General features: G+C 64.8%; 20 protein-coding genes. 8 read left to right on the top strand and 12 right to left on the bottom strand.

Going from position 1 to position 20359, the window contains the following annotated elements; all coding sequences use genetic code 11:
- Positions 1 to 244: 244 nt before the first annotated feature.
- The 6 genes from ASF00_RS11095 to ASF00_RS11070 all read right to left on the bottom strand — a co-directional run bounded on the left by ASF00_RS11095 (position 245) and on the right by ASF00_RS11070 (position 7146).
- A complete protein-coding gene (locus ASF00_RS11095) occupies positions 245 to 787 on the bottom strand; it encodes a pseudouridine synthase (RefSeq protein WP_055878491.1) in 543 nt (180 codons plus the stop codon).
- Between the two features lie 334 nt (positions 788 to 1121).
- The gene (locus ASF00_RS11090; RefSeq protein WP_055878488.1) at positions 1122 to 1400 is read right to left on the bottom strand and encodes a hypothetical protein; all 279 of its coding nucleotides are present in this window, start codon (positions 1398 to 1400) and stop codon (positions 1122 to 1124) included.
- A gap of 880 nt (positions 1401 to 2280) precedes the next feature.
- Positions 2281 to 4308 carry an RNA polymerase sigma factor RpoD gene (gene rpoD / locus ASF00_RS11085; RefSeq protein WP_055878486.1) on the bottom strand — a complete coding sequence of 676 codons (2028 nt, stop codon included), beginning with the start codon at positions 4306 to 4308 and terminating at the stop codon, positions 2281 to 2283.
- Positions 4308 to 6170 carry a DNA primase gene (gene dnaG, locus ASF00_RS11080; protein ID WP_055878484.1) on the bottom strand — a complete coding sequence of 621 codons (1863 nt, stop codon included), beginning with the start codon at positions 6168 to 6170 and terminating at the stop codon, positions 4308 to 4310. The genes rpoD and dnaG overlap by 1 nt, the downstream gene beginning before the upstream one ends.
- Positions 6161 to 6628 carry an endonuclease domain-containing protein gene (locus ASF00_RS11075; protein WP_082463378.1) on the bottom strand — a complete coding sequence of 156 codons (468 nt, stop codon included), beginning with the start codon at positions 6626 to 6628 and terminating at the stop codon, positions 6161 to 6163. The genes dnaG and ASF00_RS11075 overlap by 10 nt, the downstream gene beginning before the upstream one ends.
- 65 nt (positions 6629 to 6693) lie before the next feature.
- Complete coding sequence (locus tag ASF00_RS11070) at positions 6694 to 7146, bottom strand: GatB/YqeY domain-containing protein (protein ID WP_055878482.1); 453 nt, start codon at positions 7144 to 7146, stop codon at positions 6694 to 6696.
- A gap of 140 nt (positions 7147 to 7286) precedes the next feature.
- On the opposite strand from ASF00_RS11070, the gene carA reads away from it, so the two are divergent.
- From carA to ASF00_RS11045, 5 genes are all read left to right on the top strand, one after another.
- Entirely contained in the window at positions 7287 to 8558 is a 1272-nt protein-coding gene (gene carA, locus ASF00_RS11065; protein ID WP_055878479.1) for a glutamine-hydrolyzing carbamoyl-phosphate synthase small subunit, read from the top strand.
- Between the two features lie 83 nt (positions 8559 to 8641).
- Positions 8642 to 8965 (top strand): hypothetical protein, encoded by a 324-nt coding sequence (locus ASF00_RS11060; RefSeq protein WP_156348302.1) that lies wholly within the window; start codon positions 8642 to 8644, stop codon positions 8963 to 8965.
- Position 8966: 1 nt separating this feature from the next.
- Positions 8967 to 12299, top strand: coding sequence for a carbamoyl-phosphate synthase large subunit (carB, locus tag ASF00_RS11055; protein ID WP_055878476.1), 3333 nt, complete (start codon positions 8967 to 8969; stop codon positions 12297 to 12299).
- A gap of 75 nt (positions 12300 to 12374) precedes the next feature.
- Positions 12375 to 12851: a transcription elongation factor GreA gene (gene greA, locus ASF00_RS11050; RefSeq protein WP_055878474.1), complete on the top strand. Its 477-nt coding sequence runs from the start codon at positions 12375 to 12377 to the stop codon at positions 12849 to 12851.
- Positions 12852 to 12855: 4 nt separating this feature from the next.
- Positions 12856 to 13506: a rhomboid family intramembrane serine protease gene (locus ASF00_RS11045; protein WP_055878472.1), complete on the top strand. Its 651-nt coding sequence runs from the start codon at positions 12856 to 12858 to the stop codon at positions 13504 to 13506.
- Positions 13507 to 13681: 175 nt separating this feature from the next.
- Here the strand turns inward: ASF00_RS11045 and ASF00_RS11040 are convergent, their stop codons facing one another.
- From ASF00_RS11040 to ASF00_RS11020, 5 genes are all read right to left on the bottom strand, one after another.
- Positions 13682 to 13912 carry a DUF4170 domain-containing protein gene (locus ASF00_RS11040; RefSeq protein ID WP_055878470.1) on the bottom strand — a complete coding sequence of 77 codons (231 nt, stop codon included), beginning with the start codon at positions 13910 to 13912 and terminating at the stop codon, positions 13682 to 13684.
- Positions 13913 to 13991: 79 nt separating this feature from the next.
- Positions 13992 to 14459: a hypothetical protein gene (locus ASF00_RS11035; RefSeq protein WP_055878467.1), complete on the bottom strand. Its 468-nt coding sequence runs from the start codon at positions 14457 to 14459 to the stop codon at positions 13992 to 13994.
- A gap of 69 nt (positions 14460 to 14528) precedes the next feature.
- Positions 14529 to 14801, bottom strand: coding sequence for a hypothetical protein (locus ASF00_RS11030; protein ID WP_055878465.1), 273 nt, complete (start codon positions 14799 to 14801; stop codon positions 14529 to 14531).
- Positions 14798 to 15163 carry a phage holin family protein gene (locus ASF00_RS11025; protein WP_055878463.1) on the bottom strand — a complete coding sequence of 122 codons (366 nt, stop codon included), beginning with the start codon at positions 15161 to 15163 and terminating at the stop codon, positions 14798 to 14800. Before ASF00_RS11025 ends, ASF00_RS11030 begins: the two co-directional genes overlap by 4 nt.
- A gap of 4 nt (positions 15164 to 15167) precedes the next feature.
- Positions 15168 to 15662, bottom strand: coding sequence for a hypothetical protein (locus tag ASF00_RS11020; RefSeq protein ID WP_055878460.1), 495 nt, complete (start codon positions 15660 to 15662; stop codon positions 15168 to 15170).
- Between the two features lie 186 nt (positions 15663 to 15848).
- On the opposite strand from ASF00_RS11020, the gene eno reads away from it, so the two are divergent.
- Both eno and ASF00_RS11010 read left to right on the top strand, forming a co-directional pair.
- Complete coding sequence (eno, locus tag ASF00_RS11015) at positions 15849 to 17129, top strand: phosphopyruvate hydratase (protein ID WP_055878457.1); 1281 nt, start codon at positions 15849 to 15851, stop codon at positions 17127 to 17129.
- Positions 17130 to 17196: 67 nt separating this feature from the next.
- A complete protein-coding gene (locus tag ASF00_RS11010; RefSeq protein WP_235518634.1) occupies positions 17197 to 17481 on the top strand; it encodes an FtsB family cell division protein in 285 nt (94 codons plus the stop codon).
- Between the two features lie 140 nt (positions 17482 to 17621).
- On the opposite strand, the gene ASF00_RS11005 is transcribed toward ASF00_RS11010, so the two are convergent.
- A complete protein-coding gene (locus tag ASF00_RS11005; RefSeq protein WP_055878444.1) occupies positions 17622 to 18446 on the bottom strand; it encodes an alpha/beta fold hydrolase in 825 nt (274 codons plus the stop codon).
- Positions 18447 to 18572: 126 nt separating this feature from the next.
- Here ASF00_RS11005 and ASF00_RS11000 point away from each other — a divergent pair, with 126 nt between their 5' ends.
- Positions 18573 to 20315 carry a DUF885 domain-containing protein gene (locus ASF00_RS11000; RefSeq protein ID WP_055878443.1) on the top strand — a complete coding sequence of 581 codons (1743 nt, stop codon included), beginning with the start codon at positions 18573 to 18575 and terminating at the stop codon, positions 20313 to 20315.
- Positions 20316 to 20359: the final 44 nt, after the last annotated feature.

Genomic DNA, 20359 nt, shown 5'->3' with positions numbered 1-20359 from the left:
ACCCCGACCCTCCCCTGAAGGGGAGGGGGTTTTGTGGCGGCACCCATCTCCCCAGCTTCATCATCCCCGCGGAGGCGGGGATCCATAGCCTCAGGGGCTGGCGAGCGGATCGCGAGGGCTGCCAGTATGGGTTTCCGCCTTCGCGGGAATGAAGATTTTGGGTGGGTGGCACCCGGTGGGCGGACACCGACTGCGCGCGTTGGAGCGCGCGTTGTGCCGGCCTCAGGCCCCGCTCAGGCCCCGCTCAGGCGTCGCGCCACGTGCCGGGGGCGAGATCTGCCAGCGTCCACTCGCCGATGCTCCAGCGGACGAGGCGCAGCGTCGGGTGGCCGATCGCCGCGGTCATCCGGCGGACCTGGCGGTTGCGGCCTTCGCGGATCGTGATGCGCAGCCAGCAATCGGGGATGCTCGCGCGCACCCGGATCGGCGGCACGCGCGGCCAAAGATCGGGCGCGGCGATCCGTTCGACGTCGGCGGGGCGGGTGGGGCCGTCCTTCAGCACGACGCCTTCGCGCAACCGATCGAGCGCGGCCTCGTCGGCCTCGCCCTCGACCTGCACGAGATAGGTCTTGGCCAGCTTGAACTTCGGATCCGCGATCCGCGCCTGGAGGCGACCGTCGTCGGTCAGCAGCAACAGCCCCTCGCTGTCCCGATCGAGCCGCCCCGCCGGATAGACGCCGGGCACCTCGACGAACTGCGACAGCGTCGCGCGCGGGGTGGGGGAGCCCGCGTCGGTGAACTGGCTGAGGACGTCGTAGGGTTTGTTGAAGAGGATCAGGCGGGGCATGGCGGGGCTTTAGAGGTATTGTCGGCCCGGTTCGACCGTAATTCCTCCCCTGCAAGGGGAGGTGGCAGCGTAGGGCGCTGACGGAGGGGTAACCTGCTCACGATACGGCGACACCCCTCCGGCGCTTCGCGCCACCTCCCCTTACAAGGGAAGATCGGGGGGCATTCACGAAAGTCAGAGCCAAACAATCCTCCCCCGCCAGGGGGAGGTGGCTGGCACTTGCCAGACGGAGGGGGAGGGAAGGGAGAACCGCTGTTCCGTATCCTCCCCCTCCGTCGCCTTCGGCGCCACCTCCCCCTGGCGGGGGAGGATTGCTAGGCATATTCCTATAAGGCTACCCCGTCATTGAATGCGCTATTGCTCCAACAAATTTTGCGGAGGCGGCGATCACGGCATACACCTCTGGCAGTATCCCAGTCATCTTCAGAACCAAGGCGGCACCTATTGCCTTTCCACTAGTTTCTAGCATGGCATCGGTAAACTTAGTGCCCCTTCCTCCGCCCCAGGTCATCGCCGTTTGCGCAAACTTAGATAGCTTGCTTTGCCCATCTATTACGACCTGCGTGTCAGGAGCGGGGGACTTTGCCTGCTCTTTCATCTGATTGATGGTCACGACTAAATCGGCTAGTTCTTACCGCGATACAGGGTCATAATCCAGCCCCTCGGGCGGCATGTTGTGCCCGAACAGCGGCTTAGGATTTTGTATAGCTGCAACCGCCGTTTCCAAAGCCGCGATAGCTGCTAGAAAAGCCTCCCGCTCGATCTCAACCTCATTCGGCCTTATTGTTGATACTTGGGGGTTGGGTCGATCATCTCTGTTGACGAATTCATCAGGTCTAGAACGCCAGTTCGATGACATTTCGGATAGGCGCTCACTTATGTCTCGAATAAGCCACGGGCTCATCGTTTTTCCATACCGAGACTGCAAGACTTCACAAGGCGCAATCGTATCTTCCGGCAGCCATCGGTATCTCCGCGTTATGCCTGCCGCGCGCTCAGCCTCGGGATCATAAAACAGGTCGTTAAACCAAGCGTAGGCCTCCGCCTCAAGTTGGTGCTCGTCATGCCAATAGGGGCTACGGCGGGGAGGTTCCAACGTCTGCTTCCAATCTTCGCACTTGGTATCGTCCGGTGTACTAGCGGTGCAATGCTATTGAGTACCCAATACGCTCACGACCTGAAACCGTTATAGTTACGCAAGGGGCGGCCTTCGACGAAGTCGGACGCGGTTCATCCCCATGGGTCCTCGGGGGCTCGCATCATTATGGCACGCCTAGTGCGACCTGCATGACGTGTCACAGTCACCGAGCGATCCTTCATCGGCTCCGTCCAGAATTACCTAACGATGTTCAGGCGCAGGCTGCCAAGGCGCAGTTGCGTTTTTCGACGCGTAGCCCGGTGTAAATGCCAGCCTACATTCGACGCTGGGCAAATAAAAAAGGCCGCGGTGTTTCCACCGCGGCCCGTTCGTTCGATCAGAAAATCGCCAACCCTTACTGGTCGAGGAAGCTCCGCATTTTCCGGCTGCGGCTCGGATGCTTGAGCTTCCGCAGCGCCTTCGCCTCGATCTGGCGGATGCGCTCGCGGGTCACCGAGAATTGCTGGCCGACCTCTTCGAGCGTGTGATCGGTGTTCATGCCGATGCCGAAGCGCATGCGCAGCACGCGTTCCTCACGCGGCGTCAGCGAGGCGAGCACCCGCGTGACAGTTTCCTTGAGGTTCGCCTGGATCGCGGCGTCCACCGGGATGATCGCGTTCTTGTCCTCGATGAAGTCGCCGAGATGCGAATCCTCCTCGTCGCCGATCGGCGTTTCGAGGCTGATCGGCTCCTTGGCGATCTTCATCACCTTGCGCACCTTCTCGAGCGGCATGGAGAGGCGCTCGGCCATCTCCTCCGGGGTCGGCTCGCGGCCCTGCTCGTGGAGGAACTGGCGGCTGGTGCGGACCAGCTTGTTGATCGTCTCGATCATGTGGACCGGGATGCGGATCGTGCGCGCCTGGTCGGCGATCGAGCGGGTGATCGCCTGGCGGATCCACCAGGTCGCGTAGGTGCTGAACTTGTAGCCGCGGCGATACTCGAACTTGTCGACCGCTTTCATCAGGCCGATATTGCCCTCCTGGATGAGATCGAGGAACTGCAGGCCGCGGTTGGTGTATTTCTTGGCGATCGAGATGACGAGCCGCAGGTTCGCCTCGACCATCTCCTTCTTGGCGATGCGCGCCTCGCGCTCGCCCTTCTGGACCATGTTGACAAGGCGGCGGAACTCGGCGAGCGCCATGCCGGTCTGCTGCGTGATGTCGGCGATCTCGGCGCGGATGCGCTCGACCGCGTCGGCCTCGTTCGCGACGAACGCGGTCCACTTCTTGTCGACCTTGTTGACCGTCGTCAGCCAGTTCTCGTCGATCTCGTGGCCGATATAGCGATCGAGGAAGTCCTTGCGCGGCACCTTGTGGCGCTCGGCGAGGCGCAGCATCTGGCCGCCCAGCGCGGTCAGGCGACGGTTATAGGCATAGAGCTGATCGACGAGATATTCGATCTTGGCGTTGTGGAACTGGACGCTCTCGACTTCCGCCGTGAGTTCCTCGCGCAGCTTCTGATACTTGCGCTCGTCGGCCGCCGAGAATTCGCCGCCGATGCCCATGGCGTCGACGCGGCTCTGCTGGATCTTGCTGAACTTCTTGTAGAGCGCGGTGATGTTGGCGAACCGCTCGAGCGCGATCGGCTTGAGTTGTTCCTCCATCTGCGCGAGGCTGAGGGTGTTGTCCTCCTCCTCGTCGTCCGACGCGCGCGGGGTGCGGCGCTCGCCGTCCTCGTCCTCGTCGGCGGAGGGCTCTTCGGGCTCGGCCTCTTCCTTGAACGAGGGGCCGGCGTTCTTTTCGCTGATCTCGCCGTCGTCGGCCTCGCCGTCCTCGGCCATCGCCTCGGGCGCGGGATCCTTCGAGAGCATCGCGTCGAGATCCATGATCTCGCGCAGCTGCATCGTGCCCTCGTTGAGCGCGGTCGACCAGTCGATGATCGCGTTGAAGGTGATCGGCGATTCGCACAGACCCAGGATCATCGTGTCGCGACCCGCCTCGATCCGCTTGGCGATGGCGATCTCGCCCTCGCGGCTGAGCAGCTCGACCGCGCCCATTTCGCGCAGGTACATGCGGACCGGATCGTCGGTGCGATCGACGGTCTCCTTCTTCTTCTCGACCGCGGGGCCTGTGTCGGCATCCGCGTCGGCGGCCTCGGGCTCGTCCTCGTCGTCCTTGGCGGGCTCGGTCTCGCCGTCTTCGCCGGCTTCGTCGTTCTCGACGATGTTGATGCCCATCTCGCTCAGCGCGGCGCTGATGTCCTCGATCTGGTCGGAGGACATCTCGCCCTGCGGCAGCGCTTCGTTGAGCTGCTCATAGGTGATGTAGCCACGCTTCTTGGCGCGCGCGATGACCTTCTTGATCGACGCATCGTTCATGTCGATCAGCGGCGCATCGCCGGTGTCGTTCGTCTCGGCGGGTTCCGCCATGTTCGCCTTAGCCATCAATCGCCCTCGGTACCCAACGCTCGGGCGTCTTCGTTCGACTGTACAAGATTTGCAAGTCGGACTTCCAACGCCTGTTTCTCTCTTACCATAGCCACTTGTCGTTCGAACGCGCTTTCGGTGAAGTGCGTCTGCATCGCCGCGGTCGCCTGTTTCAGCGCCGCATCGACCTCGGGACGGGCGACCATGATCGCGATCGCCTCGTCGAGGTCGGCGCGGACGCGGTCGGGATCGGCCGTGGTCTGCGTGAACGAATAGGGCATCGTATCGGCTCGCAACAGATCACTCGCGACTGAATTGAAACCGGACCTCGCCAATATGGTGAGAAGTCGCCCGCTATCAAGCTTCTGGTCCTCGAGTGCAACATCGACGACCGCCTCGAACAGCCGGCCGAGCGCGCCGTCGATCATTTGGAGGGAGCCAAGCACCTCCATGTGGCGGGCGATTTCAACGGGATGGCGGATCAGCCCGGCGAGGACGGCCTTGGCCAATACCCGGTCGATTCCGGTGGCGAGGAAGGCCTTCGCATCCTCGGTGACGGGGGCAGCGGGGGGCTTCCAGCCGCCCTTGGGGCGTTCTCCGCGCGGCACGAAGGGCGCGCGGACGGGTTTGAAGTGCTTGTAGAAGCGGTCCTTGAACTCGGACTGATATTCCTGCTTCACCGACGGGTCGGCGATGCCTTCGGCAAGCTCGTGGAGGCGGCGCTTGAGGCCGGCGCGCTGTTCGGGGGTGTCGAGTGCCTCGGCGGCGACTTCGGAGGCCCAGAGGCGCTCGACGAGCGGTTCGGGGGTTTTGAGCAGCGCCTCGAACGCGCCGGGGCCGCCTGAGCGGACGAGATCGTCGGGGTCCTGGCCTTGCGGAAGCGTGACGAAGGCGAGGCTGCGGCCGGGGGCGAGCAGGGGGAGCGCGCGGTGTGCGGCGCGGAGGGCTGCCTTCTGGCCTGCGCTGTCGCCGTCGAAGCAGAGCAGGGGGACGTCGACCATCCGCCAGAGTCTTTCGAGCTGCGCTTCGGTAAGCGCGGTGCCGAGCGGGGCTACCGCTTCGCCGAACCCCGCCTGGGCGAGCGCGATGACGTCCATATAGCCTTCGACTACCAGCATGCGGCCCGACTTGCGCGAGGCGGGGGCGGCCTTGTCGAGGTTGTAGAGCGTGCGGCCCTTGTCGAAGAGCGGGGTATCCGGGGAGTTCAAATACTTCGGCTCGCCACCGTCGAGCACGCGCCCGCCGAAGGCGATCGTCCGGCCGCGCGGGTCGCGGATCGGGATCATCAGCCGGCCGCGGAACCGGTCGTAGGGGTCCTTGCCCTCGACGTTGATGAGCATGCCGGATTCGACCAGCATCGGGTCGCCGTAGGTTTTCAGCGCGGCTTTCAGCTTGCCGCGGCTGTCGGGGGCGAACCCCATGCCGAACGCGCGGGCGGTCTCGGGCGTGATGCCGCGGCGGTCGAGGAGGGCGCGGGCGTCGGAGCCGGGGAGGCCGTTCAACTGTTCGGTGAACCAGTCGGCGGCGTCGGACATCACCTCATGCAGGCCCTTGGCGCGTTCGGCCTTGGCGGCGGACTGGCGGTCCATCGCGGGCATGTCCATGCCTGCTGCCTGCGCGAGTTCCTTGACCGCATCCATGAAGGGGAGGCCGCGCTGGTCGGTCATCCACTTGATCGCGTCGCCATGGGCTGAGCAGCCGAAGCAGTGGTAGAAGCCCTTGTCGTCGTTGACGTAGAAGGACGGCGTCTTCTCGTTGTGGAACGGGCAGCAGCCCTTGTGCTCGCGCCCGGCCTTGGTGAGCTTGGTGGTCTTGCCGACGAGGGCGCTGAGCGAGGTGCGGGCGCGGAGTTCGTCGAGGAATTGTGGGGTTAGCGCCATGGGGTGGCTTTTTCCGGCGTGGCGTGTGCGGCCATGCCCTCCCCCGACCCCTCCCGCGAGCGGGAGGGGAGTAGAAGAGGTTCGACCGAATTCCCCTCCCGCTTGCGGGAGGGGTTAGGGGAGGGGCGTTCCGCGAGCGCGCGCGTGATCTCGGCCACCACGCCCTCCGTCCGCTCCAGTACGTCGTTGTTCCAGAACCGGATCACGCGGTAGCCTTGTTGTTCGATGAAGCGCGTCCGGCGTGCATCGTCGTCGGATTGCCAGCCATGCAGACCGCCGTCGATCTCTATCACGAGCCGGGGCCCGCGCGCTACGAAGTCGCAGATGAACGGGCCGATCGGGACCTGGCGGTTGAACCTGACGCCGGACGTCCGGCGCGCGGCGAGGTGTTGCCATAGCGCGCTTTCGGCGCGGGTGGGGGTGGCGCGGAGGGCTCGGATGCGGGTGCGTTGTTCCAATGCTCCGTCTCCTTTGTGGCGCTGCCCTCCCCCGACCCCTCCCGCGAGCGGGAGGGGAGCAGAAGTTACGAGAGCGCGGCCTTCACCAGCCCGCTCGCCTTGCTCATGTCGAGCTCGCTCGCGTGGCGCGCCTTCAGTTCGGCCATCACGCGGCCCATGTCCTTCATGCCGGTCGCGCCGAGTTCGTCCTTGATCTTGAGGATCGCCGCGGTCGTCTCCGCCTCGCTCAGCTGCGCGGGGAGGAAGCGTTCGATCACGGCGACCTCGGCCGACTCCGCGTCGGCGAGCTCCTGGCGGCCGCCGTTCGAAAACATCTCGATCGACTCGCGGCGCTGCTTGACCATCTTCTGGAGCACCTCGACGACCAGCGCGTCGTCGCTCTCGGGGGCCTTGCCGGTGCGCGCTTCGATGTCGCGGTTCTTGATCGCGGCCTGGATCAACGAGATAGCGTTGCGGCTCTGCTTGTCGCCGGCCTTCATGGCGGTCAGCTGCGCAGCCTTGATGTCGTCGCGAATCATGTACTGGTCTTTCAGGCGGTTCGGGATAGCCCGACGGGATAGCGCGTCCGCCGCCCGTTTAACAGATTGACGCTGCGGCACGCCGGCCTTAGCGGACACCACTTAGCGACATCGTCAACGTAAAGAGAGTGCCCAGCCTGATGGCCGACGCCCAGCCTACACCCATGTCTTCGGCAAAGCCCGCGGGCGCCACCGGCGTGCTCGTGCTCGCCAATGGCGACGTGATCTGGGGGCGCGGGTTCGGCGCGGAAGGCCAGGCGGTCGGCGAAGTGTGTTTCCACACCGCGATGACCGGCTATCAGGAGGTGCTGACCGATCCGTCCTTCGCCGGGCAGATGATCTGCTTCACCTTCCCGCATATCGGCAACGTCGGCGCGAACCCCGACGATATCGAGGCGGACGACCCGCACGCTCTGGGCATCATCGTCCGCGAGGACGTGACGGAGCCGTCGAGCTTCCGCGCCGTCGAGGGACTCGATGGCTGGATGAAGCGGCATGCGCGGATCGGCCTGTCGGGGATCGACACGCGCGCGCTGACGCGGCGGATCCGGGTGGCGGGCGCGCCCAACGGCGTGATCGCGCATTCGGCGAGCGGCGAGTTCGACGTGGCTGCGCTGCTGGCGATGGCGCAGGGCTGGCCGGGGCTGGAGGGCATGGACCTCGCCAAGGATGTGTCGACCGAGATGCATTATGGCTGGGGCGACAAGGGCCCCGGCGGCACGTGGCGGCTTGGGTTTGGGTATGGGGAGAGCGGTCTCTCGACTTCGCTCGAGACGAACGGGGAGGGGGGTGATGGCCTCGCTCTCCAATCGGAAACGTCCCCCCAGCCGTTCGTCTCGAGCGAAGTCGAGAGACCCCATGTCGTCGCGATCGACTACGGCTCGAAGCGCAACATCTTCCGCAACCTCGTCGCGGCGGGCGCGAAGGTGTCCGTCGTGCCCGCCACCGCCAGCTTCGAGCAGGTGATGGCGCTCAATCCCGACGGCATCTTCCTGTCGAACGGCCCCGGCGATCCCGCCGCGACCGGCGAATACGCGGTACCGGTGATCCGCGAGCTGCTCGAGACGGGCAAGCCGCTGTTCGGCATCTGCCTCGGCCACCAGCTGCTCGGCCTCGCGGTCGGCGCGACCACGACCAAGATGTTCCAGGGCCACCGCGGCGCCAACCATCCGGTCAAGCGGCTCAGCGACGGCGCGGTCGAGATCACCAGCATGAACCACGGCTTCGCGGTCGAGCGCGACAGCCTGCCGGCGAACGTCCGCGAGACTCATGTATCGCTGTTCGACGGGTCGAATGCGGGGCTGGAGCTGACCGACAAGCCGGCGTTTTCGGTGCAGTATCATCCTGAGGCGAGCCCAGGGCCGCAGGATAGTCTGTACCTGTTCGAGCGGTTCGTGGGGATGCTCGCCTAGTGAACCGGCTTCGCTCTTTAGCGGAACGACGGAGGGAGGACCTCCTTGTTCAGCTCGTTGGCGAGGCACAGCGTGACGGAAGAATGACTATCGATGTCGCCCGAATGGAGGCTGCTCAGAATTTGTCGGTGGCCGACCTCGGTAAGCTGCTGAAACTTTGGCAGGCGGGGGGTTATGGACGGGTCATCGAGGAGACATCCGATAATCTTGTGCGCTATCACTTTACGCCTAGCGACAAGGCGAAAATCCGGACGAAATCTATCTTGGAGACACGCGAGGCTTCGCGATTACGTGGTCGCTTAAAGCTCGTAAATTGGAACGCCGTCAGCGCAGTAGCAACTGTCCTTGCAACGCTGACTTCCATCGCCGCCCTAATTATCTCAATCATCGCTCTCGGTAGAAAATAAGATGCCAAAACGCACCGACATCTCCTCGATCCTCGTCATCGGCGCAGGACCCATCGTCATCGGCCAGGCGTGCGAGTTCGATTATTCGGGCACGCAGGCGATCAAGGCGTTGAAGGAGGAGGGCTATCGCATCGTCCTCGTCAATTCGAACCCCGCCACGATCATGACCGATCCCGAGCTGGCCGACGCCACGTACGTGGAGCCGATCACGCCCGCGATCGTCGCCAAGATCATCGAGAAGGAGCGTCCTGACGCGATCCTGCCGACGATGGGCGGCCAGACCGCGCTGAATACGGCGTTGGCGCTGTTCCACGACGGCACGCTGGAGAAGTTCGGCGTGACGATGATCGGCGCGGATGCCGATGCGATCGACATGGCGGAGGACCGGCTGAAGTTCCGCGACGCGATGGACCGGATCGGCCTCGAGAGCGCGCGCTCGGTGATCGCGCATACGGTCGAAGAAGCGCTCGAAGGCCTTGAAAAGACGGGTCTTCCGTCGATCATCCGGCCGAGCTTCACGATGGGCGGCTCGGGCGGCGGCATCGCGTATAACCGCGAGGAGTTCATCGCGATCGTCCGCAACGGGCTCGACCTCTCGCCGACCACCGAGGTGCTGATCGAGGAATCGCTGCTCGGCTGGAAAGAATATGAGATGGAGGTGGTGCGCGATCGCAACGACAACGCGATCATCATCTGCTCGATCGAGAATGTCGATCCGATGGGCGTCCATACCGGCGACTCGATCACGGTCGCGCCGGCGCTGACGCTGACAGACAAGGAATACCAGATCATGCGCAACGCATCGATCGCGGTGTTGCGCGAAATCGGTGTCGAAACAGGCGGTTCGAACGTCCAGTTCGCAGTGAATCCGAAGGACGGCCGTCTGATCGTCATCGAGATGAACCCGCGCGTGTCGCGGTCGTCCGCGCTCGCGTCGAAGGCGACGGGCTTCCCGATTGCCAAGGTCGCGGCCAAGCTCGCGGTCGGCTACACGCTCGACGAGATCGAGAACGACATTACCGGCGAGACGCCCGCGAGCTTCGAGCCGACGATCGATTACGTCGTGACCAAGATTCCCCGCTTCGCATTCGAGAAGTTCAAGGGTGCGTCGAGCACGCTGGGCACCGCGATGAAGTCGGTCGGCGAGGTGATGGCGATCGGCCGCAACATCCATGAATCGATGCAGAAGGCGTTGCGCGGGCTCGAGACGGGACTGAGCGGGTTCAACCAGGTCGATCATCTGGTCGGAGCGCCGCGCGCGGAGATCGAGGCGGCGCTGGCCATTGCGACGCCGGACCGGCTGCTGGTCGCGGCGCAGGCGTTGCGTGAGGGCTTCACCGTCGCCGAGGTGCATGCGATTGCGAAGCATGATCCGTGGTTCCTCGAGCGGATCGCGGAGATTATCGCGGCCGAGGCCGAGGTGATGAAGGACGGGCTGCCGATCGACGCGACGGGCATGCGCCGCCTGAAGAGCATGGGGTTCAGCGACAAGCGGCTCGCGTGGCTGGCGCTGCAATCGGTCAATCTGCGCGGGATGAACCGTGGGATCGCGCGCAGCTCGGGGCTGATCCACGAGGTCGTCAAGGCGATGACCGGCGGCGTGACCGAGGAGGAGGTGCGCGCGCACCGCGTGAAGCTCGGCGTGCGGCCCGTGTTCAAGCGGATCGACACGTGCGCGGCCGAGTTCGACGCCAAGACGCCGTATATGTACTCGACCTACGAGGCGCCGAGCTTCGGCGAGCCCGAGAACGAGTCCGAGCCAACCGACCGCAAGAAAATCGTGATTCTCGGCGGCGGGCCGAACCGGATCGGGCAGGGGATCGAGTTCGATTATTGCTGCTGCCATGCGTGCTTCGCGCTCGCCGATGCGGGCTATGAGACGATCATGGTCAACTGCAACCCGGAGACCGTGTCGACCGATTACGACACCAGCGACCGGCTGTATTTCGAGCCGCTGACCGCGGAGGACGTGCTGGAGATCCTGCATGTCGAACAGCAGAACGGGACGCTGGTCGGGGTGATCGTGCAGTTTGGCGGGCAGACCCCGCTGAACCTCGCGCGGGCGCTCGAAGCCGCCGGTATTCCGATCCTGGGGACGACGCCGGATGCGATCGATCTGGCGGAGGACCGCGAGCGGTTCGCGGCGCTGATCACCAAGCTGGGGCTGTTGCAGCCCGCCAATGGCCTCGCGCGCAGCCGCGACGAGGCGGTCGCTGCGGCGGAGCGGATCGGTTATCCGGTGCTGATGCGGCCTTCGTACGTGCTCGGTGGGCGCGCGATGGAGATCGTCGATACGCTGGGGCAGCTCGAGCATTATATCGCGACCGCGGTGCAGGTGTCGGGCGATTCACCGGTGCTGATCGACCAGTATCTGCGCGATGCGATCGAGGTCGATGTCGATGCGATCTGCGACGGGACCGATGTCGTCGTCGCGGGTGTGCTTCAACATATCGAGGAGGCGGGCGTCCATTCGGGCGACAGCGCCTGCTCGATCCCGCCTTACTCGCTGTCGGCGGAGGTCATCGCCGAGATCGAGCGGCAGACGGTGGCGCTTGCGCATGCCTTGTCGGTCGTCGGCCTGATGAACATCCAGTTCGCGGTGAAGGACGGTCTGGTTTACCTTATCGAGGTGAACCCGCGCGCGTCGCGCACCGTGCCGTTCGTCGCCAAGGCAATCGGTGCGCCGATCGCCAAGATCGCCGCGCGCGTGATGGCGGGCGAGCAGCTGAAGGACCTGCCCAAGGTCGACCGGCATATCGACTATTATGCGGTGAAGGAGGCGGTGTTCCCCTTCAACAAGTTCCCCGGCGTCGATCCGGTGCTGTCACCCGAAATGAAGTCCACCGGCGAAGTCATGGGAATCGATCCCGATTTCACGATCGCGTTCGCCAAGGCACAGCTCGGGGCGGGGACGATCCTGCCGACCAAGGGTAACGTCTTCGTCAGCGTCAAGGACGGCGACAAGGCGATGATCGTCGAGGCGGTGAAGGCACTGGTCGATACCGGCTTTACGATCGTCGCGACGGGTGGCACCGCCGATCACCTCGCGCGCGCGGGGCTTCCGGTGGAGAAGGTCAACAAGGTCGCGCAGGGGCGGCCGCATATCGTCGACCGGATCAAGGACGGCGATATCGCGCTGATCTTCAACACGACCGAAGGGTGGCAGAGCCTGAAGGACTCGCAGCCGATCCGTGCGTCGGCGCTCGGGCAGCGTATTCCGTACTTCACGACCGCGCCCGCGTCGCTCGAGGCGGCCAAGGCGATCGCCAAGCTTTCGACGCACAGCCTTGAAGTACGGCCCTTGCAATCCTATTATTCGCAGTCGCACAACTGATCCCGACATGAGCGTGATGTGTGGGCGGGGCTGGTACAGGGCCCCGCGCGGGGAAATGGATTTGGGGACGAGATAATGGCGACCGTCGAAAAGATGCCGATGCTTCAGGAAGGCTATGAGACGCTGACCGCGGATCTCAAGCGCCTGAAGGCCGAACGTCCGACGATCGTCGACGCGATCGAAGAGGCGCGCGCGCATGGCGACCTGAGCGAGAACGCGGAATATCATGCGGCCAAGGAGCGCCAGGGGCAGGTCGAGGCATCGATCTCCGACATCGAGGACAAGCTGTCCCGTGCGCAGATCATCGATCCGAAGGACCTGTCGGGCGACAAGGTCGTGTTCGGCGCAACGGTGACGCTGCTCGACGAGAACGACAAGCCGATCAAGTACCAGATCGTCGGCCAGACCGAAGCGAACGCCAAGACGGGCCGTATCTCGTACAACTCGCCGCTGGGTCGCGGGTTGATCGGGCGCAAGCTCGACGAAGAGGTCGAGGTCACGGTGCCCGCCGGCGAGCGTTACTACGTCGTCTCCAAGATCGAGTTCATCTGAACCCATGACGTTTTTCGAGACGCGGGCGACGGCGATCATCACGATCGTGACGGTCATCGTCTCGGGATTTCTGGTGCTGAGCGGGTCGCTGCCCTATTGGGCGGTGAACGCCGGGTTCATTCCGCTGCGGACGACCGAGCTCGGTATTCCGAGCGACCATATGTTCGTGATCCCCGCCTGGGCGACGCCGTTGACCGCGACGTTGATCCATGGCGGCTGGGCGCACATCGCGCTGAACCTCGTGATGCTGGTCTATTGCGGGCAGTTCGTCGAGCGGGCGTTAGGGGCTGTCGGGTTGGTGGTGCTGTATGTGCTTGGCGCGTATGCGGCGGCGGCGGGGCACTGGGCGTTTGGGCCTGAGTCCGTTTCGCCGATGATCGGGGCCAGTGGCGCGATCTCGGCGGTCGTTGGCGCGTACGCGCTGCTCTATGGCGAGCGTCGCGCCAAGGCAATCGGGCCGGTGCCGGCTGGCGTCGTGCATGTCGTCTGGCTCGCGGCGGCCTGGATCGGGATCCAGTTGCTGATGGGGCTGGCCGGGTTTGGCGCGTCCGTCGGCGCGAGCGGGCCGATCGCGATCGGCGCGCATATTGGCGGGTTCCTGGCTGGGCTGGTGCTCGCACGACCGCTGTTGCTGTGGCGTTACCGGCAGGCTTGAGGGGCAGTTCGCGGTCGTTTAAGCACGGCCGTCGGCCCCAGTGCTCACGTCATCCTGACGAAAGTCAGGACCCGGGATTACAGGCGATGCCGCTCTTGGCTCTGGGTCCTGACTTTCGTCAGGATGACGCGAGGGGGGATGGTTGCGTATGCGTCGGTCGCACGACGCGGATCATTTACGCTGCGGTCTGGCCCGGCAGCGTCGGCTCGAGCATCCGGTGCAGGTGCACGACCACGAACTTCATCTCGGCATCATCGACCGTGCGCTGCGCTGCAGCACGCCAGGCCTTTTCGGCGCTGGCATAGTCGGGGAATACGCCGACGAATTCGATCTTGCTCAAATCGTTGAAATCCAGGGTGCGCGGGTCGCTGACGCGGCCGCCGAATACGAGGTGGAGCTTGCTCATGCGCTGCTTGTCCTTGGGAGGGAGGTTGCAGGTGCCCTAGCGTGTTCGACCCGCGCTTTGAACCCTTTGCCGGTGTCTTTTAGACGGCCGGCTTCTGCGAAACGGCCTTCGCACCTGCGGTACCCGCCGTGCTGAGCGCCTTGACGATACCGTCGAGCAGCCCGCGTGCCTGACCGCGTGCATTGTCCTTGGTCAGGCCGAGCTCGCCGAGTTCCGACTGGCCGGCAGCCTTGGCAGCGGCGGTCGCCGCGACAACGGTCTCGCTCAGACGCTTGCCGACGGGGGCGAGCAGTTCCTTTTCACGCGCCGAACGCGGGATGAGCGCGCCGGCGATCGCGCCGACGGCAAGACCGCCGACGAGGAGGCCGAGCGGGTTGGATTCGAGCGTGTTGACGACGCGCTTGGTCTTCTCGCGCGAAACTTCGAGGACCTCGGAGGCCTTGTCGCCGGCGTCGTGATACACCTTCGATGCGGTCTCGCGTACGGTGTCGAGACCGTCGCGGACGCGGTTTTCGGTATCGTGAATGGCGGTCTTTGCGTCGGTCATGGAACGGTCCTTCTAATGGCAAGCTGCTCGTCTCTAAATGTGAGCCGGGACTTCATGGTTTCAAGGCTTTCAGCGGCCGCGGCGAAACAGGCCGACGATCCGGTGACGGGCGAGGAACAGCCCGGCGACCGCGGCAAAGCCCGCGGTCGGGCCGGGATTGCGCCGCACCGTTTCGACGCTTGCGTTCAGCGCAGCGGTACCGACTTCGGCAACGTCGCGGCTGGCGTTGAGCGCGAGCTTCCGGGGATTGAGCCGATCCTGCAACTGCCCGAGCGTCATCATGACGCGCTGGCGGGCAAGGGCGGACTCGATCTCTGCGGCGGCGACTTTGGCGGATGTCATGATACGGGCTCGCTCTTGGTCTGAAGCTTCGACTTGCCGATCATCGCGAGGATGCCGGCGAATGCCAGCACCGCCACGACGACGATTGCGGTCGACCATCCAGGCCCCATCACGGTTGCCAGCGTCAAGATCGCACCGACCAGCAGTGCGATCAGCGCGGCCAGCGCCAGCACGCCGGCGACGGCGAAGAACATCGCCGCCGACTTGTAGGCGCTCGCCGTCTCGCCGAACTTCGCCTTGTAGACTGCCACTTCCGCAGTCGCGAGGCTGCGCGTTTCGCTCGCCAGGCGGCTGACGATCGTGGACAGGCTCTCGTCCTCACCGGCGATCGTCGCCGGCTCGGACAGGATCGGCTTGGTCAAGGCCTCAGCCCTTCGGGTTGGCGTCGACGCCCGACTGCACCAGTCGCGCGACAACGAACCCGACGGCGGCGGCAGCGCCGACCGCGATGGCGGGCGACTTGCGGACGAGTTCGCGCGCGTCGTCGAAAAGCTCGTCAATATCCTTGGCCTTCACCTGGTCGGCAAAGCCGGACACGCTGTCGGCCGCGTTGCGCGCATAGCCGCCATATTGCGACCCGAGCTTCTCGTCGACTTGGCCGGCGGCGTCGGTCAGCAGCTGTGCGATCTGCTCCAGCGCGCCGCTCGCGCGGGCCTTGCCGTCCTCGGCGAAGGTGCGCGCCTTGTCGGCGGCCTGCGCGCCATATTTGCTCGCGCCGTCCTTGATCGCCTGCTTGGCATCGGCGGTCTTGCCCGACAGATTGCTGGCTTCGGTGTCGACGGTCGTGGCGAGCTCGTTGCCGACCTGGGTCGTGGTCGTTTTCAGGTCGTTGACGGTATCGTTTACGCTGGAGTCGGCCATGACGGTCCCTTTCAGAATTGTTACGCCCTCAACACCGCCATCGAAGTGCGGTTCCCGGATCGCCGCGCTAATGCACGACACTGTTGCGGGTCAGTCGCCGGGGCAGTCGCGCGATTGCCCGGAATGGCGCGAGGCGATAGAGGCAGCGCGAACGACCCCCCCCGGGATTTGTAGGAGCATCGTTACGTGACCGCAATCATCGACCTTCATGCACGCCAGATCCTCGACAGCCGGGGCAATCCCACGGTCGAAGTCGACGTTCTTCTCGAAGACGGCAGCTTTGGTCGCGCGGCGGTGCCGTCGGGGGCCTCGACCGGCGCACACGAGGCGGTCGAGCGTCGCGACGGCGACAAGACCCGCTGGGGCGGCAAGGGCGTCGACGGCGCGGTCGACGCGGTCAACGACGAGATCACCGACACCGTGCTCGGCATGGACGCGGAAGACCAGTCGGACCTCGATCGCGCGATGATCGAACTCGATGGCACCGAGAACAAGGGCCGGCTGGGCGCGAACGCGATCCTCGGCGTCAGCCTCGCGGTCGCCAAGGCGGCGGCCGAAGCACGCGGCCTGCCGCTCTACCGCTATATCGGTGGCGTGCAGGCGCATCTGCTGCCGGTGCCGATGATGAACATCATCAACGGCGGCGAGCATGCCGACAACCCGATCGATTTCCAGGAATTCATGATCGTGCCGGTCGGCGCGTCGAACATCCTCGAAGCAGTGCGCTGCGGTTCGGAGATCTTCCACACGCTCAAGAAGGGCCTGAGCGAGAAGGGCCTGTCGACCAGCGTCGGCGACGAGGGCGGTTTCGCGCCGAACATCGGCAGCACGACCGAGGCACTCGACTTCATCATGTCGAGCATAGAGAAGGCGGGCTACACGCCCGGCGAGGACGTGATGCTCGCGCTCGATTGTGCCGCCACCGAATTCTACAAGAACGGCAGGTACGACATTTCGGGCGAGGGCCGGATCCTCGAGAGCGCCGAGATGGCCGAGTATCTCGCCGACCTTACGCGCCGCTACCCGATCTTCTCGATCGAGGACGGCATGGCCGAGGACGATTGGGAGGGCTGGAAGACGCTCACCGACCTGATCGGCGACAAGGTGCAGCTAGTCGGCGACGATCTGTTCGTGACCAATCCGAAGCGCCTCAAGCGCGGCATCGACGGCGGCTACGCCAATTCGCTGCTGGTGAAGGTCAACCAGATCGGCACGCTGACCGAGACTTTGGAAGCCGTGTCGATGGCGCAGCGCGCCAAGTACACCGCGGTCATGTCGCATCGCTCGGGCGAGACCGAGGATTCGACGATCGCCGACCTCGCGGTCGCGACCAACTGCGGGCAGATCAAGACGGGCAGCCTTGCCCGGTCAGACCGGTTGGCCAAGTACAACCAGCTGATCCGGATCGAGGAAGAACTAGGCGACGCGGCGCGCTATGCGGGCCGCGACATCCTGATCGGCGGCTGATACTCTCATTCCCGCGGAGGACGACATGGCACGCGTGACGACGAAGACCAGCAAGCTGCGGAAGACGATGCGCAAGGCCGCCTGGCCTGCGCTGGGGCTGACGCTGATGGCCTTTTTCGGCGCGTATGCCGTGCTCGGCCCGAACGGGATGTTCGCCTATGGCGATTACAAGCGCCAGCTTGCGAAGCGTGAGCAGGACTATGCCGCGCTCGATCGCAAGCGTGAGGTTTTGAAGAACCGGGTTGCGTTGCTCAACCCTGATCACGCGAACCCCGATATGGTCGACGAGATGGTCCGCAAGGAGCTGAACGTCGCGCATCCCGACGAGGTGATCGTTCCTTTGGGGAACTAATCTCTTTGCATCCTCCCCAGCCAGGGGGAGGTGTCGCCGAAGGTGACGGAGGGGGAGGACACGGAAAAGGCGTTTCGCGTTCCTCCCCCTCCGTCAGGCGAGAGCCTGCCACCTCCCCCTTGCGGGGGAGGATCGAGTGCTTACCGGCCCAGGAACGTCAGCAGGTCGTTCGTGAAGCGGTCGCTTTCGGTGATCGTCAGGCCGTGCGGCGCGCCGTCATATTCGACGAGTTGCGAGCCCGCGATACCCTTCGCGGCGGCGCGGCCCGTGGCGTCGATCGGCACGGTCTTGTCGCTCGTGCCGTGGACGACCAGCGTCGGGACGCGGAACGCCGCCAGGTCGCCGCGGAAGTCGGTGTGGCCGAATGCCTCCGCACACCGCAGCGTCGGATGGAGCCCTGCCTGCATCGCCAGGCCCCAGGCCCAGTCGACGACCTCGTCGCTGACCGGCGAGGTGATGAATCCGACGCCGAGGAATTGCTGGAGGAAGGTCTTGAAGAATGCCGGGCGATCGTCCTCGATACCCGCGCCGATTCCCGCGAGCGTCTCTTCGTCGACGCCATCGGGATTATCGTCGGTCTTGAGCATGTACGGCACGACCGACGAGATCAGCCCCGCGGCGACCACGCCCTTGCCGTCGTAGCGGCTCATGTAGCGCGCGATCTCGCCGCCGCCCATCGAGAAGGCGACGATCGTCGCGTCGGTGTTGGCACCGGTGGCTTCCATCACGTCGGCGAGATCGTCGGTGAGCGTGTCATAGTCGTAACCGCTCCAGGGCTGGCCCGAGCGGCCGAACCCGCGGCGGTCATACGCGATCGCGCGGAAGCCGGCCTGCGCGAGCGCCATCGCCTGCGCGTCCCAGCTATCCGCGTTGAGCGGCCAGCCATGCGTCAGGATGACCGGACGTCCGGTGCCCCAATCCTTGACGTAAATATCTGTACCGTCACGGGTTTTTATATAGGGCATGGGGGTCTCCGGTCTGTTGAAAGCAGATGCACGCTCAACGGCTCACCGCGTGGGCCGTTCCGCACGCTGGCGTACCGAGGCGTCGGCTGGCAGCATGGCGCCGGACGAATCGGAATTGGAGACAGGATGCGGATCGGACTTCTGACGACGGCGCTAGGCGCCGTACTTGCGCTCAGCGCGTGTGGGCCCGCACAGACCACGTCGAATACGCAGGCCGTGGCACCTGCACCGACGCCGACCGCGGCCAGCGATTGGGCCGGGTTCCGCGATGGCTTTATCGACGGCTGGTTCAAGATCGATCCGGCCAATGCGGTCTATCAGGGCAAGCACGACTATGACGGCGGGCTCGGCGACTGGAGTGCTGCGGGGTTGAAGCGGCAGGCCGACTTCCTGCACACTGCAATCGACAAGGCGGGGGCGTTCAAGGACCTGAAGCCGAGCGAGGCGTTCGAGCGCGACTATCTGGTGCAGGTCGCCAAGGGCAAGCTGTTCTGGCTGGAAGACGCGGATCAGCCGCATCGCAACCCGGCATGGTATGTCGGCGCGGGGCTCGATCCGAACGTCTATATCGCGCGCAACTATGCCGATGCGCCGACCCGGATGAAGGCGCTGACTGCGTTCCTGCAGAAGATCCCCGCGGCGACGGGCAACATCAAGTTGAACCTCAAGACGCCGATGCCGCTGAGCTTCGTCAACTATGGTGCGGCGGCGTTCAACGGCTTTGCGGACTATTATGCGGGCGACGCGGTGAAGGCGTTTGCGAGCGTCAAGGATGCCGCGGCGCAGAAGCAGCTCACGGATGCGGCGCAGGCGGCGTCGAAGGCGATGCGCGATCTGGGTACGTGGACCGAGGGCCAGCGGGCGACCGCGACGCAGGATTTCGCACTGGGGGCCGACACGTTCGCGCGGATGGTCGCGATGACCGAGGGCGTGGATACGCCGCTCGACCAGCTCGAGGCGGCGGGCGTCGCCGATCTGAAGCGCAACCAGGCGGCGCTGGCGCAGGCGTGCGGCGTGTTCGCCAAGGGACAGACGATCCTCGCGTGCATGGACAAGATGAACGCGAACAAGCCCGTTGGTGGCCCGGTGGCGGAGGCGCGGCGGCAGATCCCGAGCTTGCGCAAGTTCGTGGTCGATCACGATCTGCTGACGATCCCGGGGACCGAGGAGGCGCTGGTCGAGGAATCGCCGCCCTATAACCGGCAGAATTCGGCGTATATCGATCCGCCGGGGCCGTTCGAGACGGGCGTGCCGTCGATCTACTATATCTCGCCGCCCGATCCGAGCTGGACCAAGGCGGTGCAGAACGCGTTCGTGCCCGGCAAGAACGACCTGCTGTTCACCTCGGTGCACGAGGTCATGCCGGGGCATTTCGTCCAGTTCCTCCACGCCAACCGCTCGCCGTCGCTCTTCGGGCGGCTGTTCGTCGGCTATGCGTTTGCCGAAGGCTGGGCGCATTATGCCGAGGAGATGATGTGGGAGGCGGGGCTCAATAGCGGTGACGCGGAGACTCATGTGGGGCAGATATCGAATGCGTTGCTGCGCGATTGCCGCTATCTGTCGGCGATCCGCATGCATGCCAGGGGAATGACGCAGGAGCAGTCGTTCCGGATGTTCGTCGACGACTGCTATCAGGACGAGGGCAATGCCCGGCAGCAGGCGGCGCGCGGTACGTATGATCCGGCGTATCTGAACTATACGATGGGCAAGCTGATGATCCGCAAGCTGCGCGCCGACTGGACCGCGAGCCGGGGTGGGCGGAAGGCGTGGAAGGCGTTCCACGACCAGTTGCTGAGCTATGGTGGTCCGCCGATCCCGCTGGTCCGCGCGGCGATGATGGGGGAGGCGACCGCGAAGGCGGCGTTCTGAGGGGAGGGGGATGAGAGGGTCCTGACGCTCCCACGAACCACCAC

This window comes from Sphingomonas sp. Leaf34, assembly GCF_001421805.1.
GTDB lineage: Bacteria > Pseudomonadota > Alphaproteobacteria > Sphingomonadales > Sphingomonadaceae > Sphingomonas.
The sequence above is the reverse complement of the archived record's forward strand: the minus strand, read 5'-3'. Positions and strand labels throughout refer to the sequence as shown.

Coding starts and splice junctions, on each gene's coding strand:
- ASF00_RS11095 (WP_055878491.1), bottom strand. CDS start 787: ATGCCCCGCCTGATCCTCTTCAACAAACCCTACGACGTCCTCAGCCAG.
- rpoD (WP_055878486.1), bottom strand. CDS start 4,308: ATGGCTAAGGCGAACATGGCGGAACCCGCCGAGACGAACGACACCGGC.
- dnaG (WP_055878484.1), bottom strand. CDS start 6,170: ATGGCGCTAACCCCACAATTCCTCGACGAACTCCGCGCCCGCACCTCG.
- ASF00_RS11070 (WP_055878482.1), bottom strand. CDS start 7,146: ATGATTCGCGACGACATCAAGGCTGCGCAGCTGACCGCCATGAAGGCC.
- carA (WP_055878479.1), top strand. CDS start 7,287: ATGGCCGACGCCCAGCCTACACCCATGTCTTCGGCAAAGCCCGCGGGC.
- ASF00_RS11060 (WP_156348302.1), top strand. CDS start 8,642: ATGACTATCGATGTCGCCCGAATGGAGGCTGCTCAGAATTTGTCGGTG.
- carB (WP_055878476.1), top strand. CDS start 8,967: ATGCCAAAACGCACCGACATCTCCTCGATCCTCGTCATCGGCGCAGGA.
- greA (WP_055878474.1), top strand. CDS start 12,375: ATGGCGACCGTCGAAAAGATGCCGATGCTTCAGGAAGGCTATGAGACG.
- ASF00_RS11045 (WP_055878472.1), top strand. CDS start 12,856: ATGACGTTTTTCGAGACGCGGGCGACGGCGATCATCACGATCGTGACG.
- ASF00_RS11040 (WP_055878470.1), bottom strand. CDS start 13,912: ATGAGCAAGCTCCACCTCGTATTCGGCGGCCGCGTCAGCGACCCGCGC.
- ASF00_RS11035 (WP_055878467.1), bottom strand. CDS start 14,459: ATGACCGACGCAAAGACCGCCATTCACGATACCGAAAACCGCGTCCGC.
- ASF00_RS11030 (WP_055878465.1), bottom strand. CDS start 14,801: ATGACATCCGCCAAAGTCGCCGCCGCAGAGATCGAGTCCGCCCTTGCC.
- ASF00_RS11020 (WP_055878460.1), bottom strand. CDS start 15,662: ATGGCCGACTCCAGCGTAAACGATACCGTCAACGACCTGAAAACGACC.
- ASF00_RS11010 (WP_235518634.1), top strand. CDS start 17,197: ATGCGCAAGGCCGCCTGGCCTGCGCTGGGGCTGACGCTGATGGCCTTT.
- ASF00_RS11005 (WP_055878444.1), bottom strand. CDS start 18,446: ATGCCCTATATAAAAACCCGTGACGGTACAGATATTTACGTCAAGGAT.
- ASF00_RS11000 (WP_055878443.1), top strand. CDS start 18,573: ATGCGGATCGGACTTCTGACGACGGCGCTAGGCGCCGTACTTGCGCTC.